The sequence below is a fragment of the Microvirga puerhi genome (assembly GCF_020089865.1).
Lineage (GTDB): Bacteria > Pseudomonadota > Alphaproteobacteria > Rhizobiales > Beijerinckiaceae > Microvirga > Microvirga puerhi.
The window spans coordinates 42,580-55,822 of record NZ_JAIRBM010000001.1 but is presented as its reverse complement, the minus strand read 5'-3'; the positions used below and the strand labels follow the sequence as shown (position 1 = coordinate 55,822).

The following is a 13,243-nucleotide window of genomic DNA, read 5'->3' as shown; positions in this document are numbered from 1 at the left end:
CCGATATCAAGCGTTGTTCGGCAGGTAAATGGTCAAGGAGACAACAATGGCTGTAGATCCGATGGATCGCGATCCTAACCTATACAACCGCGAGAGCGAGGTCTACGACAGCGACGCTCGTGGCTCGAATACTCTTGCTTACTTGATTGGCGGTCTTGTTATCGCTCTCGGCTTGCTTGCCTTCCTGTTCTATGACGGCGGCAACCGCGACGTGAGCACGACCGGTAGCACCACGGCGCCGCAAACCCAGACCGCGCCTGCTGCTCCGAGCTCGCCGAATCCGAGCACACCCGGAAGCTCGACGACCGCGCCGACCCCGGCCGCCCCGGCTTCGCCGACTGCTCCTTCGACCGGTTCGCCGAAGCCGTAACCTCACCCAGTGAGGACGAGTTTATGGGCCTGGCTTCGGTCAGGCCCATTTTCTTTGGCGAAGACGGTGATCCTGCGGATGCCCGACGTCACGTCGTCTTCAGAGCTGGCGCAGGGCTCTTCTGCGGCAGCGTCATGAGGCTCACACCGATGAGGATGCAGACGAGCCCGATCCATGCAGAGGCATCGAGCCGCTCGCCCAGAAAATAGGCGCCGATAGCGACCCCGATCGGCGCCCGGAGATAGGCCTGCGCCGTCGCACCGACAGATCCGAGAGTCTGGATCAGCCGGAAATACAGCACGAACGCGAAGGCCGTCGAAAAGACCGCAAGGCCGATCAGGGCCCCGACGGAGCGGATCGAGGGCGACAGCGTCCAGGGCTGATCCACGATCAGGCTGACCGGAATCAAGATGAGAGCCCCCGAAATAAGGGATCCGGCGGCAGGCGCCATCGGGTCCAACCCTTTGAAATTGCGCCCGAAGATCGCGGCTCCCGCATAACAGATCGTCGCCAGAACCACCGCAAGCTGGCCCAAAAGCTCCTGCCCGACTTGCTGAAAGGCTTGCATGCCGACGATGACGCAGGTTCCGGAGAGGCCGATGATCACGCCTGCCATCTTGCGGAACGGGGTCGGTTCGTGGCGGGTCCAGAGCACGGTGATCAGGAAGGTGAAGACCGGGGTCATGGAATTCAGGATGACCGCGAGCCCCGCATCCACCGACTTCTCCGCCCAGGCAATGAGGGTAAAGGGGATGACGCTGTTCAGGCAGGCCTGGAAGGCGAATTTCCGCCAGGTCGCCGCATCTCGCGGCAGTTCGATCCCGCGCAAACGCAGAATGACGACGAGGACCGTGCTCGCGATGATCGTACGTGCGGCGATCAGCGTCACCGGCGGAATGGTCTCGATCCCGAGCTTGATGAACGTGTAGGACGCACCCCAAAGGGTCGCCAGGGCGGCGAGAAGGCATAGTTCGACGGCATAGTTGGGTGTTCGGGTCTCGCTCATGGCGATGGTGTCTCTCGTGACGGGATATGATGCCGCACACTCGCATGGCATGTCCGGTCGGTCCCATGCGAATGCTTCGGTCCCGGCCGAAGCGTCTCCTGCTGATTGTCCCATCCAACTCCGCTAGGATCGCGCCATGACGAATATGGTCTCCGGCATTACGCTCGCGGAAATCGCCTCCCTCATGGGCGACGTAGCGCGAGCGAACATCCTGTCCGCCCTCATGGACGGCCGGGCTCTCACCGCGAGCGAGCTCGCCTGGCACAGCGGCGTCAGCGCCTCGACCGCGAGCGGGCATCTGGCGAAGCTTTCGGAAGCGAGACTCATTTCCATGGCCCGCCAGGGCCGGCATCGGTACTATCGGCTGGCCTCGTCCGAGGTGGCTCAGGCCATCGAAGCGCTGATGGCCGTCGCGTCCGTCGGACCCAAGCGTCACCGCCCCGTCGGTCCGAAGGACGAGGCCCTGCGTCGCGCCCGCACCTGCTACGATCATTTGGCGGGCCGCCTCGGCATCGCCCTGGCCGACACGCTGACGGAGCGCCACTACATCGTGCTTTCCGACAGCGCAGGCGCCGTGACGGACGAGGGACGCCGGTTCTTCTGCGATTTCGGAATCGATCCTGATGCGGGAAGCGGACGCGGACGAGCCCTCTGCCGAACCTGTCTCGACTGGAGCGAGCGTCGCCCTCACCTAGCTGGGCGTCTCGGTGCAGCTTTGTGCGATCGGCTTTTCGAACTGGGTTGGGTCGAGCGGATCAAGGACAGCCGCGCGCTCGCCATTACAGCGTCCGGACAGCGCGGCCTCGCGGAAACCTTCGGTGTGAGGGAACCAAGCCAAGTTTCCGGCGATTGAGCTTTCGGCGGACTCTGCCGCCAGGCTTCGGCGAGGGGAAGATCATGGCCACCAAAGCAACCTTCACACCCGATGAATGGGCACGGATCATGGCCAGCCCGATCGTTGCCGGCATCGCCATCACGGCCGCAGACCCGGGCGGCCTGTGGAGCATGCTGAAGGAAGCCCTTGCGAGCGGCTGGGCCCTGCTTGATGTGAAGAAGGATCCGAATGCCGACCCGCTCGTGAAGGCCGTGGCGGACGATCTCGGCGATCCGACGACGCGGGACGCCCTGCGCCACTCCTTCGAGGGGCGATTCAAGGGCAGCGAGCTGAGCAGCGTGCCCCAAAAGGCAATCGAGGAGTTGCGTGCCGTCGCGGGCCTTCTCGACGCCAAGGCCCCTGAGGACGCGCCGGCTTTCAAGGCCTGGCTGCGCCAAGTAGCGCAGCAGACTGCCGAAGCCGGTAAGGAGGGAGGCTTCTTCGGGTTCGGCGGCGTCAAGGTCAGCGATGCCGAGAAGGCGACGCTCTCGGAGATCGACGCAGCGCTCTCGGCAAGCGGAGTGCCCGCCGGAATCGCGGAGACCTGAGCGGGATTCGATCCAAAACTCGTCACTCCGGGACAGCGCGCAGCGCTGGGCTCGGAATGACGACGGACGGCGACCGTCTTCCTAACGCCCCGCCACCCGACGCGCCGCATAGGCGCCTCCGGCCCAGAGCAGTGCGGCAATGGCGCGGACCGGCAGAAGCGTCGGCGTGTCGTGGCTGACCGGAGCGAACCACGGGATGTCGAGCCCCGTGACGAGCCACGAGAACAGCACGGCGACGCCGAGCGCCGCGATGGCAGCGATGAAAACCTTGCCGAACTGGTCGGCCTTCCAACCGAGCAGGACCGCCGCGATCACCAGAACCGGATCGAACGCACCCCAGAGCCAGACCGCAAGGGGAATGGCGGGAGGCGTCACGCGCCTGCCCACCAGGCGCCAGGCAGCGTCACGCGGCCTGCGGAATCCTCGATGACCTGACCTGCCGCGAAGAGCGTCTCTTCATCGAAAGCGCGGCCGATGAGCTGGAGGCCCAGCGGCAGTCCCTGCGCATCGAGACCGGCCGGAACTGCGATGCCCGGCAGGCCCGCCATGTTCACCGTCACGGTGAAGATGTCGTTGAGATACATCTCGACGGGGTCCCCCGAACCCTTCTCGCCGATGCCGAAGGCAGCGGAGGGCGTCGCCGGCGTCAGGATCGCATGAACGCCCTTCGCATAGACCTCTTCGAAGTCGCGCTTGATCAGGGTGCGAATCTTCTGGGCGCGCACGTAATAAGCGTCGTAATAGCCCGCCGAGAGCACATAGGTCCCGATCATGATGCGGCGCTTGACCTCGCGGCCGAAACCGGCTGCGCGGGTCTTCTCGTACATGGCGACGATGTCCTTGCCGTTCTCGCGGATACCGTAGCGGACGCCGTCATAGCGGGCGAGATTCGACGAGGCTTCGGCGGGAGCGACGATGTAGTAGGCCGGCAGTGCGTATTTCGTGTGTGGCAGCGAGACCTCAACAATCTCGGCGCCGGCCGCGCGCAGCCATTCCGTTCCCTGCTGCCAGAGCTTCTCGATCTCCGGCGACATGCCGTCGATCCGATATTCCTTCGGAATGCCGATCTTCAGGCCCTTCACGCCGCGCGACACCGCCGCCTCGAAATCCGGCACCGGCAGGTCGACGCAGGTGGTGTCCTTCGGGTCGGCGCCCGACATGGAGCGCAGCATAATGGCCGAATCCCGCACTGTGCGGGTGATCGGCCCCGCCTGGTCCAAGGACGAGGCGAAAGCCACCGTGCCCCAGCGCGAGACGCGGCCATAGGTCGGCTTGATGCCGACGGTGCCGGTGAAGGCGGCCGGCTGGCGGATCGAACCGCCAGTATCGGTTGCAGTTGCGCCGAGGCAGAGATGCGCCGCTACCGCCGCAGCAGAACCACCCGAGGAACCGCCAGGAACGAGATGGGTGCCCTCGATGGCACCGGCCGCGCCCGCCGAGACGTTCGAACCCTGTCGGCGCCAGGGAGACACGACCGGGCCGAAGGCGCTGGTCTCGTTGGACGAGCCCATGGCGAACTCGTCCATGTTGAGCTTGCCCAGCATCACGGCGCCGTCGTTCCAGAGATTCTGCGTGACAGTCGACTCGTAAGGCGGCTTGAAGCCCTTGAGGATCTTGGAACCGGCGGTCGATTCCACACCGTCGGTGCAGAACAGGTCCTTGATTCCCAGCGGGATTCCCTCGAGAGCCCCGCCTTCGCTCTTGGCGAGCCGCTCATCCGAAGCTTTGGCCATGGAAAGCGCCTTCTCAGGCGTTTCCAGCACATAGGCGTTGAGCGCCCTCGCCTTCTCGATGGCGTCGATATGGGCCTTCGCGAGTTCGGTCGCCGAGAAGCTCTTGGCCTTCAGCCCGTCGCGGGCCTCTGCGATGGTGAGATGGGTCAGTTCTGTCACGGGACTTGATCTCTTGTGAGCGCCATGGCCGGGCTCTTTCGGCCTTTGACGCCTTGAATCTGGCGGAAATCGGGGGCGAGAAGGCCTTGCGCCTACTCGATCACCTTCGGCACGACGAAGAAGTCATCCTCCCGCGCGGGCGCGTTCATGAGCACCTTCGCAGCATTCTCGCCGTCGGTGATCCCGTCCTGGCGCTTCTTCATGACCATGGGTGTCACGGACGTCATCGGCTCTACGCCTTCGACATTCACTTCGTTGAGTTGCTCCACGAAGGACAGGATGGCGTTGAGCTCGCCCTGAAGATGCGGAACATCTTCCTCCTGGACCGCAATGCGCGCCAGATGCGCGATCCGGCGAACCGTTTTCTGATCGACCGACATGAATGGGCAACCCTTTGATGCAATGGGGCGGGCTATAACACCCGCCCGCCTCGGGCCGCAATGTCGGATATGATCCGAGGGCCAGTGCTCAGATTCTCACGCCCACGGTCTTGTGCGGCACCACCACCTGCGTGCCCTTCCCGTCCAGGGCCGCCACGAACTTGTCCGCTGTCTGGTCGATGATCGGGAATGAGCCGTAATGGCAGGGAATCGCCGCCTTGAGCTTGAAGAAGCGCTCGACCGCGAGCGCCGCGACATCCCCACCCATGGTGAAGCGGTCGCCGATCGGCACCATGGCCACGTCGGGCCGGTGGATCTCGGCGATCAGCTCCATGTCGTTGAAAATATCCGTGTCGCCCATGTGATAGATCGTCGGCTCGCCCGGCGCCTTGACGATGAGCCCGTTGGCGCTTCCGAGCGGGAAATTCACGCCCATCTCTACCAGACCGGCCGAATGGTCCGCCCGGACCATGCTCACCGAGAACCCGTCCTGCTGGATCGTGCCGCCCGTATTCATCGGGTCGAAATTCTCCACGCCCTGCGACACGAGGTACATGCACAGGTCGAAATTCGTGACCACTTTGGCGCCCGTGGCCCTCGCGATCGTGACGGTATCGCCCACATGATCTCCATGGCCGTGGGTGATGAGGATGTGAGTCGCCCCCTCATAGGCCCTCTCCTTGCTGCCCTCGAAGGCCGGGTTTCCGGAAAAGAACGGATCGATCAGCAGGACGCTGTTCGCGAAATCGAGACGGAAGGCGGAATGCCCGAACCAGGTGATTTTCATGACGAGACCCTTCAGGTGACGGGAAAGAGATGGAGCAGCCGCGGCATCCGGCCACGGTCCATCGGACGCGACTCGCTGCGAGATCGGCCCGAAGCTAGGCAATAACCGCGCTGCCGGGAAGGGAGCGTCGGCTGCGGGGGACTTCCCGCCCGTCTTCCTGTAAGGTGAGCCGCAAGAAGGAGGCCGCATTGCTCGCCACGGACCAGGAGCTCATCGCCCTTATGGAGGGGCTTGCCCCGCGCGCTCGCCTGATCGGGATCGACCTCGGCACCAAGACGATCGGCGTTGCCCTGTCGGACGTGGAGCGGCGGATCGCAACCCCCCTCGAGACGATCAAGCGCGTGAAATTCACGCCCGATGCGCAGCGCCTGAAAGCCCTGATCGACCGCTACGAGGTCGGAGGGCTGGTCGTCGGATTGCCGCTCAACATGGATGGGAGCGAGGGACCGCGCTCCCAGGCGACCCGCGCCTTCATCCGCAATCTGAAACCGATCTATCCGGGACCGGTCCTGTTCTGGGACGAGCGGCTTTCCACCATGGCCGTGACCCGCACCCTCCTCGATGCCGACGCCTCGCGGGCGACGCGCGCCGACGTGGTCGACAAGATGGCAGCTGCGTACATCCTGCAGGGCGCGCTCGACCGTTACGAGCGTATTGCAGCGCTGAAAGAGGATGAGGAAGACGAAGCCCGTCTTCGGTCCGAGCTCGACATGGACACGCCGCCCGAAGGCGGCGCGCTGGACGACTAGAATACCAAACACAAGCGTGGAACCCGCTTGCGCAAACAAGTCTTTAAAATCAAAACCTTAAAGCATCGGACGCGAATTCGCGCTCACGTCCGATGCGTAGAGCACCGTCTCGTCAGAAGCCGTTGCGGCGGTTCCAGGAGCGAATCTGCTCCTTGGTCATCTCTTTCTCGGCTCGCTTGTAATCCTTCATGTATTCCTTCGCGGCCTCGCGGTTGTAGTAGCCGCGCGGCGGACCGTAATAGCCCGGAGGCGGCGGCGGAGGCGGCCGGCGATAACCGGGCGGCGGACCGTAATAGCGTGGCGGCGGCGGCGGATCGTAATAATCGGGCCCATCGTAGAAAAACTGAGCTTTGTGCACGATTGCCGGAGAATCACCGGCTCCGAATGGAATCGGTGCCGCCTGTGCGCTCACGGCGCCAAGGCACAGGGCTCCTGCAATTGCCCCCAAGGTCCACCGAGGAACCCTTTGACCTAACGTCATTTTTTGTCTCCTGCCCGGCCAGCGCCATGCACCGACCGCGATAGGAGTCACAATGGTACAGCTTGTTTGAACAATTCCTGAATCGGGTTCAAGCGCGTCAGGCCGTCGTTTCGCCAACCGCCGAAGATCGCTGCAGGCGAGCGAGCCGTGCGCGATGACTCCGGTTCGCGGACGATGAGGCGGGCATTTCCTAAGGATGTTTGGAAGGGTGCTGTGCGTGCAGCATCTCGCTGCCATCTGTGCGGACGGCGACAAATCAGCCAAACATGTGAGAACCGCATGCCCTCACCCGCGTAAATATATGCCGCGGACGCACAGATGGCCGGACTTCGGCCTTTTCGACTGACTGTCAGTATTTCCCGAGAAGAAAGATTGGCTGGGGGACCTGGATTCGAACCAAGACTAACGGAGTCAGAGTCCGCTGTTCTACCATTAAACTATCCCCCACCGTAACCACCTGAAAAACCTGAACTTCTGGCGTTCGGTCCACAAGATTACGGGCGATCCTCAGCAAGGCGCCCTCGGCGGTGACGGTCAGATAGGTCCTTTTCCGTTCTCGGTCAAGCGGTTTGAAGGATGCTTCTCGGCGCAGTTTTGGACAACGACATCTCAAGTAGACCTTGGCCTTCAAAGGCTCAGTTCCAGCCTCTCGCACGGCAAAGGCATTGTCGCCTGCGCTCCTTGGACATCCGCCTGTCATTCGCAATCTGATCAGGGCGCAAGGTCCGCCTCGTGCCGAGGATGATCTTGCGCGCGTTTGCGTCGGGTGGATCAGAGCCAAGCCAGCTCCAGAACGGTGCTCAAAATGGCATTTGCCGCCGCCAAGACTGCAAGAGCGGCCAGGAAACGTGGAAGGAACCTACTTGCACGGTTCGAGCGCGTAGCCCTTATCCATTGCGGCAACGGAACTTCCCCGCTGTTGGAATGGCCTGGCTCCCGTGGGCCCTCGACAGCTGGAATCACGGACGTGGAGGACACATGCCGCACGGCAGCACCGTGAGAGTTGCGACCCGATCTCGTTGAGACCATAGCGAACGAGATCATCCGCGCGACGCGAGTTCCGCCCTCAAAAGGCCCCCGCTCATCGGCATCGGCAAACCAACGCATTTTCTTGTTCGTCATCATGATAAGCCTCCAAGGAAGACAGGACTCCGAAACACCTTCCATTCGAAACGATGGCCTGGGCGCTCGATCACTACGCCGCGTGCCGCTGATGATCTGCGTCGGTCTCGGTTGGCGAACCGTGGCCAGTTCTGATGATCTCGCGGATGATCCCTAGCACCGCGGCTGGACTCGGATGAGCGAGGACGATGTCGCCTTGATGGGCTGGCCGGGCGGCCGGCGCCGCGATCACGGCAGGACGTGTCGGATGAGCATCGTGATACTCGTCGGCCAGAATCCAGCCGTCGATCAGGACAGGCAGGCCGGCTCTGGCGTAGAGCCAATCAACGGGCGACTGCCAATCCCGCAGAATGATGAAGGCACCCTCTCCCGTGGCTGCGGTAATCGCGTCGTATCCTTCGGCGCGGAGCCGCTGGGCAACGGTTTCACGGAAGATTGGATTGCTGTCGGCGACAAGAATGCGCACGCGACGGTTCCCGCCCATGTCAGCCTCCCAGGCACATGCCTCTTTGAAGAATTCCGGTGCTACTCGATTCGAGGCGCCATTCGTCTCGCCTCATGTTTCAGTGACCCGTCCGACTGACCCGTTATTCCCGGAAGGCGCGCCGCGAGCGAACCGCGCATGCCCGGACGTGCTTCATCGCACCTGCGGAGGTACAGCCTGCGGAATTCTCCCGCCGGGCGGGAATAAACCTGGGTCTGGTTCGGTCTGGATAGGCAGCGCAGCATCAGCCTGACCAATAGGAGTGTTGTCAGGCCAACTGCCTGGAGAACCTCCTGAACAGCCATGAAGCCGCCTTAGTCGCACAGGAACGCCTGATGATGAACGGAAACGCGCTCAACGACGGACGCATGTTCTCTCGATGGACCCTGGCGGCCATGGTCATGGTTGGGCCGCGGCTCCGGCCGTGCACTCCGCAATGGTCGGTGGTTTGGCCCACAGCATCCGGAGGTGTGACAGGCCGGAGCGACGGAGGTACAATCCAGCAACGCGCGGAGGAACCTGTGCCGGTCTCCCTGTCGCCTTCATTGACGGCTGGGCAAGCCGCCGCCGCCCGGCGCTTCCACGAGCTGATGCTCCCACATCTGGACGCCGCCTATAATCTGGCGCGCTATCTCCTGCGGGACCCCGTCGCCGCTGAGGACGTCGCACAGGAAGCGTTCCTGCGGGCGTTTCGCGCCTTTGAAGGCTACAGAGGCGGCGATCCGAAAGCCTGGATTCTGGCAATCGTGAGAAACTGCTGTCACACCTGGGCGAAAGCCTCGGCATCGGATCCAACAGTGTCGCTCGAGAATGTCGGAGGAGATCGTGGCGATGCTCCGAGCATTGCGCCGGATAGCGGAGCCGGCCTGATCGATCCCGCGGATAGTCCTGAAATCACGACTGTCAGACACGACGAGATCGCCGCCATGAGGGCGTTGATCGAGAGCCTGCCCCTCCCGTTCCGTGAGACACTGGTTCTGCGTGAGCTCGAAGAACTCTCCTATCAGGAAATCGCCGAAGCGACTGGGACGCCGATCGGAACCGTGATGTCCCGCCTCGCGCGGGCGCGCCAGCTGCTCGCAGACGCTTGGCGCCAGCGCAATGTTGGCAATGCGGAGGCACGGCCATGACCCTCCCCTGTGACGACATGAAGATCCTCCTGCATGGCCATCTGGATGGAGAATTGGACGTCGCTAACGATCTCCAGATCGAAAATCATCTGAGGACCTGCACAGCCTGTGCCGACGAGTATCAGCGCCTGAAGGAGCAGCGGGCAATCCTGCGTCAGGACGGGCTGCGCTACCGCGCGCCTGACGCGCTACGCGCCCGCATTTTGGCAAGTCTTGAACCCGCATCTGCCACTCCGGACATACCGACAACAACGCGCTGGTGGCAGCGCCTGCGGTGGGGCCAGTATCTTGGCATTCCAGCTGCCGCGTTCGCCGCCGGTCTCGCCGTCGCCTTGATCGTGCCGCGTCCATCGCCGGATCTGGAGCAGGAGCTCGTCTCCGAGCATGTTCGCTCCCTTATGGCGAACCACATCACGGATGTAACGACCTCGGACCGGCATACGGTGAAGCCCTGGTTCGATGGCCGGGTCGATTTCGCCCCCCCGGTGATCGATCTCGCGAGCGAAGGATTCCCGCTGGCCGGCGGCCGGCTCGACTACATTGCCGGGCGGGCGGTTGCGGCACTGGTGTACAAACGCCGCGAGCATGTGATTAATCTTTTCATCTGGCCTGTCGAGAAGAATGGGCTCGGCATCGAGCAGGCGCAGTCCTCGGTCAACAATGGATACAACACGCTCCGCTGGTCCGGCAGCGGGATGATCTTCTGGGCTGTTTCGGATCTGAATGTGGGCGAGCTGCAGGAGTTCATGCACAGGTTCCAGGATCGCCTCGCTCGCGAATGACCGATCGTGAACTGATCGGGATAGTCTCACCGGCCCATGCAGATCCAATGGTCCTTATCTGAAGCAGCACATCGCGACTTTTGTGAACCGAAAGTCCGCGCGATGCGTCAAGGAGCGTGAGGAACTACCCTGTGCCGACAAACGAAAGGATGGGCGATGGCCTCGCCCACCCGCATAGCGATCGCTTATTTTCCTTCCAGCGCTTTCGCCAGATCCTCGCGCTCCTCGCATCCGCCTGGGCAGAGTTTGTCCAACGCGGCAAGCTGCTCTCTGGCTTTCCCGACATTCCCGGTTTCGACGTACAACTCACCGAGATACTCACGGGCCGCCTTGAAGTCGGGCTGGAGCTGCAAGGCCTTGTTGTAGTAGGTCAGCGACGTATCAAAGTCGCCCGTCTTCCGCAGCGTGTAGCCCAGCAGATTATAGACATCCGCCTGCTGCGTATCTTCCGCCAGTCCCCGCAGTTCTTCCAGCGCCGCAGCATAATTGGCCGCCTTGATCTTGGCGCGCACCGAACTCAGATCGACCGATCCTGTCGATGTGTCATCGTCGACAGCAAAGGCCGCGCTGCTCATCAGGACTGGCGTGAACACCAGCGTGCCGAGGAGAGCCCAAGAAAGGAATGAGGTTTTAAGGAGTGAAGTTTTCTTGAACATGATTGTTCTCGCTTACTGGTTTAGATCTCTACGGGAGTGAAGGCATAGGCGTTGCCGTCCCTCACGAACGTGCCGCGGCCCGGGAACGGGAAATGGGCACCACAGATCATCATCCCATCAGCAATGACTTGGTCGACGATCTTGCGGCGAGCCGTTATCGCCATAGGCCCATCCTGATCGTAGGCGCCCTGCCACTCGGGATGGGGTGCCAGGAGAGCCGGGACATACATGGTGTCATTCGATACCATCAGTTGGTCGTCGCCTGACGTCACCAGGAAGACGGAATGGCCGGGCGTATGGCCGTAGGCGTCGAGGATCCGAATGCCGGGCGCGACCTCGGATCCGCTTTCGACGAGCCTCCAGTTGTTCCATGTCGGGAAAACGTCGGCGATCCGCTTGCCGGCTGCGCGACGGCCCTCCGGCAGTTTCTCGACGCGCCCCGGCTCCGTCCAGAACTTGTATTCGACGCTGTTGACCACAAGCTCGGCCTCGGGAAACACGGCGGCATTCGTACCCTTCTCCATCAGGCCCCACACATGATCCGGGTGGAAATGGGAGACCAGGATCGTGCCGATCTGGCTACGGTCGATGCCTGCGGCCTTCATGTTGGCCGGCAGATGCGTGGCATTGGCCTGCCACTGGCCGACCCCGGACCCCGCGTCGATCATGATGTGCCGGTCGCCGATCTTCAGAACCAGCACCGTCAGCGGGATCGGCATGAAATCCGTCGTCAGCCCTGCCCTGGCGAGCGCGGCTTTCGTCTCATCGACGGTCACATCCTTGATGAAGGTCGGATCATGAGGCTTGCGCCAAATGCCGTCATAAACGGCGGTCGCCTCGATCGACCCGACCTTGTACTTGTAGAAGCCTATCGTCGGCTCCACGGGAGTCTCCGCGTATGCGTCGGCAACCAAGGCCAGCGGTTTTGGCAAGCCGAAGGCTGTAGCCATGGCCGCGCTTAACAGGACGCCTCGACGTGACATGTTCAACATCACAGGTCTCCTCCAGTCCCTGAATTGAAGAGCAATGTGCGGATGCCGAGCTCCAACACTGCTCCCTAGGGCAAGACCTCGCCGCTCGCAGTTTTATTCCCGGAATGGAGAACTGTGGTTGGCGATCTTCACATCGCTGACCGCAGTGAAGTCGATCGCTGCTACGCTACGTGTGCAGGGGATGACACAGTCCTACGGGCGGTGGAAGATAGTTGCTCGTGCCACGACTGTTTCCTCTATTCGTCCCGATGAGGCGAAAGGTGCAAGCGTTCGTCTCAGATCCTCAGTCATGAGACCAACTTTGTTCCCAAGTCGCTGGGGCGACGAACTGGAATAGGAAAGCGTCCGGCCGATCAGGTCGTCGATGGAGAGCGACTGCTGCGCTGCGACCTCAATCGTCTCGCCGGGCTCGAACGAACTTCCAGCGAAGAAGGCCTTTGGATCATGATTGCGAGACTCGCCCGCATCTGGCGGTGTCCACCGCTGCCGAACCTCCTGATAGGCCGGCAACCACTCATTCTGCTCTTCACGGGTGTCCGGACGGGATGATGCGATGACGATGACACCGCCCGGAGCGATGATCCGGTCGAACACCTGAAGCGTGGCTTGCGGCTCCATCCAGTGCAGGGCTCGTCCGATGGTCGCGAGCTGAAAGTTGCCGACGTCCTGAGGCAAGTTTTCCGTGGTTGCGTGGATCAGGTTGAGCCTCACGCCGGCGCGGGCCGCAGCTTTCCCCGCCGCGGCCAACATGGCCGGTTCGGGATCCACACCGACAATCTCGGTCACGAAGGGCGCAAACCCAATGGCGAGCAAGCCGGGTCCCGTGCCGAGATCAATGAGGCGCTGGCTGCCATCGAGTCCAAGGGTCTGGGAGACCGTGCTGAAGAAGGCAGGTGGATAGATCGGACGGTAGCGCTCGTAAAACGCAGCGCTTGAGGCAAAGCGGCCCATGATCGACCCTCTGACAGCCTGATTGTGTCGAGGAATGCG

General features: G+C 62.4%; 16 protein-coding genes and 1 tRNA gene. 6 read left to right on the top strand and 11 right to left on the bottom strand.

Going from position 1 to position 13,243, the window contains the following annotated elements:
* Positions 1-46: 46 nt before the first annotated feature.
* Positions 47-370 carry a hypothetical protein gene (locus K9B37_RS00305; protein WP_224310801.1) on the top strand — a complete coding sequence of 108 codons (324 nt, stop codon included), beginning with the start codon at positions 47-49 and terminating at the stop codon, positions 368-370.
* A gap of 88 nt (positions 371-458) precedes the next feature.
* Here the strand turns inward: K9B37_RS00305 and K9B37_RS00300 are convergent, their stop codons facing one another.
* The gene (locus tag K9B37_RS00300) at positions 459-1,376 is read right to left on the bottom strand and encodes a DMT family transporter (protein ID WP_224310800.1); all 918 of its coding nucleotides are present in this window, start codon (positions 1,374-1,376) and stop codon (positions 459-461) included.
* A 136-nt stretch (positions 1,377-1,512) separates the two neighbouring features.
* Here K9B37_RS00300 and K9B37_RS00295 point away from each other — a divergent pair, with 136 nt between their 5' ends.
* Both K9B37_RS00295 and K9B37_RS00290 read left to right on the top strand, forming a co-directional pair.
* Complete coding sequence (locus K9B37_RS00295; protein WP_224310799.1) at positions 1,513-2,229, top strand: ArsR/SmtB family transcription factor; 717 nt, start codon at positions 1,513-1,515, stop codon at positions 2,227-2,229.
* Between the two features lie 44 nt (positions 2,230-2,273).
* A complete protein-coding gene (locus K9B37_RS00290; RefSeq protein WP_224310798.1) occupies positions 2,274-2,798 on the top strand; it encodes a hypothetical protein in 525 nt (174 codons plus the stop codon).
* An 81-nt stretch (positions 2,799-2,879) separates the two neighbouring features.
* Here K9B37_RS00290 and K9B37_RS00285 read toward each other — a convergent pair whose 3' ends face one another.
* From K9B37_RS00285 to K9B37_RS00270, 4 genes are all read right to left on the bottom strand, one after another.
* Positions 2,880-3,173, bottom strand: a complete 294-nt coding sequence (locus K9B37_RS00285) for a hypothetical protein (protein ID WP_224310797.1) — start codon at positions 3,171-3,173, stop codon at positions 2,880-2,882.
* Complete coding sequence (gene gatA, locus K9B37_RS00280) at positions 3,170-4,690, bottom strand: Asp-tRNA(Asn)/Glu-tRNA(Gln) amidotransferase subunit GatA (protein ID WP_224310796.1); 1,521 nt, start codon at positions 4,688-4,690, stop codon at positions 3,170-3,172. Before gatA ends, K9B37_RS00285 begins: the two co-directional genes overlap by 4 nt.
* 92 nt (positions 4,691-4,782) lie before the next feature.
* The gene (gene gatC / locus K9B37_RS00275; RefSeq protein WP_224310795.1) at positions 4,783-5,070 is read right to left on the bottom strand and encodes an Asp-tRNA(Asn)/Glu-tRNA(Gln) amidotransferase subunit GatC; all 288 of its coding nucleotides are present in this window, start codon (positions 5,068-5,070) and stop codon (positions 4,783-4,785) included.
* A gap of 88 nt (positions 5,071-5,158) precedes the next feature.
* Positions 5,159-5,857, bottom strand: coding sequence for a metal-dependent hydrolase (locus K9B37_RS00270; protein ID WP_224310794.1), 699 nt, complete (start codon positions 5,855-5,857; stop codon positions 5,159-5,161).
* A gap of 221 nt (positions 5,858-6,078) precedes the next feature.
* Between K9B37_RS00270 and ruvX the strand changes: the two genes are divergently transcribed.
* Entirely contained in the window at positions 6,079-6,606 is a 528-nt protein-coding gene (gene ruvX / locus K9B37_RS00265; protein WP_224311178.1) for a Holliday junction resolvase RuvX, read from the top strand.
* Positions 6,607-6,718: 112 nt separating this feature from the next.
* Here ruvX and K9B37_RS00260 read toward each other — a convergent pair whose 3' ends face one another.
* The 3 genes from K9B37_RS00260 to K9B37_RS00250 all read right to left on the bottom strand — a co-directional run bounded on the left by K9B37_RS00260 (position 6,719) and on the right by K9B37_RS00250 (position 8,693).
* Positions 6,719-7,087: a hypothetical protein gene (locus K9B37_RS00260; protein WP_224310793.1), complete on the bottom strand. Its 369-nt coding sequence runs from the start codon at positions 7,085-7,087 to the stop codon at positions 6,719-6,721.
* 373 nt (positions 7,088-7,460) lie between these two features.
* Positions 7,461-7,534, bottom strand: a tRNA-Gln gene (locus K9B37_RS00255).
* 748 nt (positions 7,535-8,282) lie between these two features.
* Positions 8,283-8,693: a hypothetical protein gene (locus tag K9B37_RS00250; protein WP_224310792.1), complete on the bottom strand. Its 411-nt coding sequence runs from the start codon at positions 8,691-8,693 to the stop codon at positions 8,283-8,285.
* A 335-nt stretch (positions 8,694-9,028) separates the two neighbouring features.
* On the opposite strand from K9B37_RS00250, the gene K9B37_RS00245 reads away from it, so the two are divergent.
* Both K9B37_RS00245 and K9B37_RS00240 read left to right on the top strand, forming a co-directional pair.
* Positions 9,029-9,823, top strand: coding sequence for a sigma-70 family RNA polymerase sigma factor (locus tag K9B37_RS00245; protein WP_224310791.1), 795 nt, complete (start codon positions 9,029-9,031; stop codon positions 9,821-9,823).
* A complete protein-coding gene (locus tag K9B37_RS00240; protein ID WP_224310790.1) occupies positions 9,820-10,605 on the top strand; it encodes an anti-sigma factor family protein in 786 nt (261 codons plus the stop codon). The genes K9B37_RS00245 and K9B37_RS00240 overlap by 4 nt, the downstream gene beginning before the upstream one ends.
* Positions 10,606-10,790: 185 nt before the next feature.
* On the opposite strand, the gene K9B37_RS00235 is transcribed toward K9B37_RS00240, so the two are convergent.
* The 3 genes from K9B37_RS00235 to K9B37_RS00225 form a co-directional block, all read right to left on the bottom strand.
* On the bottom strand, positions 10,791-11,180 hold the full coding sequence (locus tag K9B37_RS00235) for a tetratricopeptide repeat protein (RefSeq protein ID WP_224311177.1): 390 nt from the start codon (positions 11,178-11,180) through the stop codon (positions 10,791-10,793).
* A 101-nt stretch (positions 11,181-11,281) separates the two neighbouring features.
* Entirely contained in the window at positions 11,282-12,253 is a 972-nt protein-coding gene (locus K9B37_RS00230; protein WP_224310789.1) for an MBL fold metallo-hydrolase, read from the bottom strand.
* Positions 12,254-12,445: 192 nt separating this feature from the next.
* Positions 12,446-13,204, bottom strand: a complete 759-nt coding sequence (locus K9B37_RS00225) for a class I SAM-dependent methyltransferase (RefSeq protein WP_224310788.1) — start codon at positions 13,202-13,204, stop codon at positions 12,446-12,448.
* Positions 13,205-13,243: the final 39 nt, after the last annotated feature.

What these genes read in the sequence shown, in the direction of transcription:
- K9B37_RS00305 (WP_224310801.1), top strand. Translation starts at nt 47, where the DNA reads ATGGCTGTAGATCCGATGGATCGCGATCCTAACCTATACAACCGCGAG.
- K9B37_RS00300 (WP_224310800.1), bottom strand. Translation starts at nt 1,376, where the DNA reads ATGAGCGAGACCCGAACACCCAACTATGCCGTCGAACTATGCCTTCTC.
- K9B37_RS00295 (WP_224310799.1), top strand. Translation starts at nt 1,513, where the DNA reads ATGACGAATATGGTCTCCGGCATTACGCTCGCGGAAATCGCCTCCCTC.
- K9B37_RS00290 (WP_224310798.1), top strand. Translation starts at nt 2,274, where the DNA reads ATGGCCACCAAAGCAACCTTCACACCCGATGAATGGGCACGGATCATG.
- gatC (WP_224310795.1), bottom strand. Translation starts at nt 5,070, where the DNA reads ATGTCGGTCGATCAGAAAACGGTTCGCCGGATCGCGCATCTGGCGCGC.
- K9B37_RS00270 (WP_224310794.1), bottom strand. Translation starts at nt 5,857, where the DNA reads ATGAAAATCACCTGGTTCGGGCATTCCGCCTTCCGTCTCGATTTCGCG.
- ruvX (WP_224311178.1), top strand. Translation starts at nt 6,079, where the DNA reads ATGGAGGGGCTTGCCCCGCGCGCTCGCCTGATCGGGATCGACCTCGGC.
- K9B37_RS00260 (WP_224310793.1), bottom strand. Translation starts at nt 7,087, where the DNA reads ATGACGTTAGGTCAAAGGGTTCCTCGGTGGACCTTGGGGGCAATTGCA.
- K9B37_RS00250 (WP_224310792.1), bottom strand. Translation starts at nt 8,693, where the DNA reads ATGGGCGGGAACCGTCGCGTGCGCATTCTTGTCGCCGACAGCAATCCA.
- K9B37_RS00245 (WP_224310791.1), top strand. Translation starts at nt 9,029, where the DNA reads ATGATGAACGGAAACGCGCTCAACGACGGACGCATGTTCTCTCGATGG.
- K9B37_RS00240 (WP_224310790.1), top strand. Translation starts at nt 9,820, where the DNA reads ATGACCCTCCCCTGTGACGACATGAAGATCCTCCTGCATGGCCATCTG.
- K9B37_RS00235 (WP_224311177.1), bottom strand. Translation starts at nt 11,180, where the DNA reads ATGAGCAGCGCGGCCTTTGCTGTCGACGATGACACATCGACAGGATCG.
- K9B37_RS00230 (WP_224310789.1), bottom strand. Translation starts at nt 12,253, where the DNA reads ATGTTGAACATGTCACGTCGAGGCGTCCTGTTAAGCGCGGCCATGGCT.
- K9B37_RS00225 (WP_224310788.1), bottom strand. Translation starts at nt 13,204, where the DNA reads ATGGGCCGCTTTGCCTCAAGCGCTGCGTTTTACGAGCGCTACCGTCCG.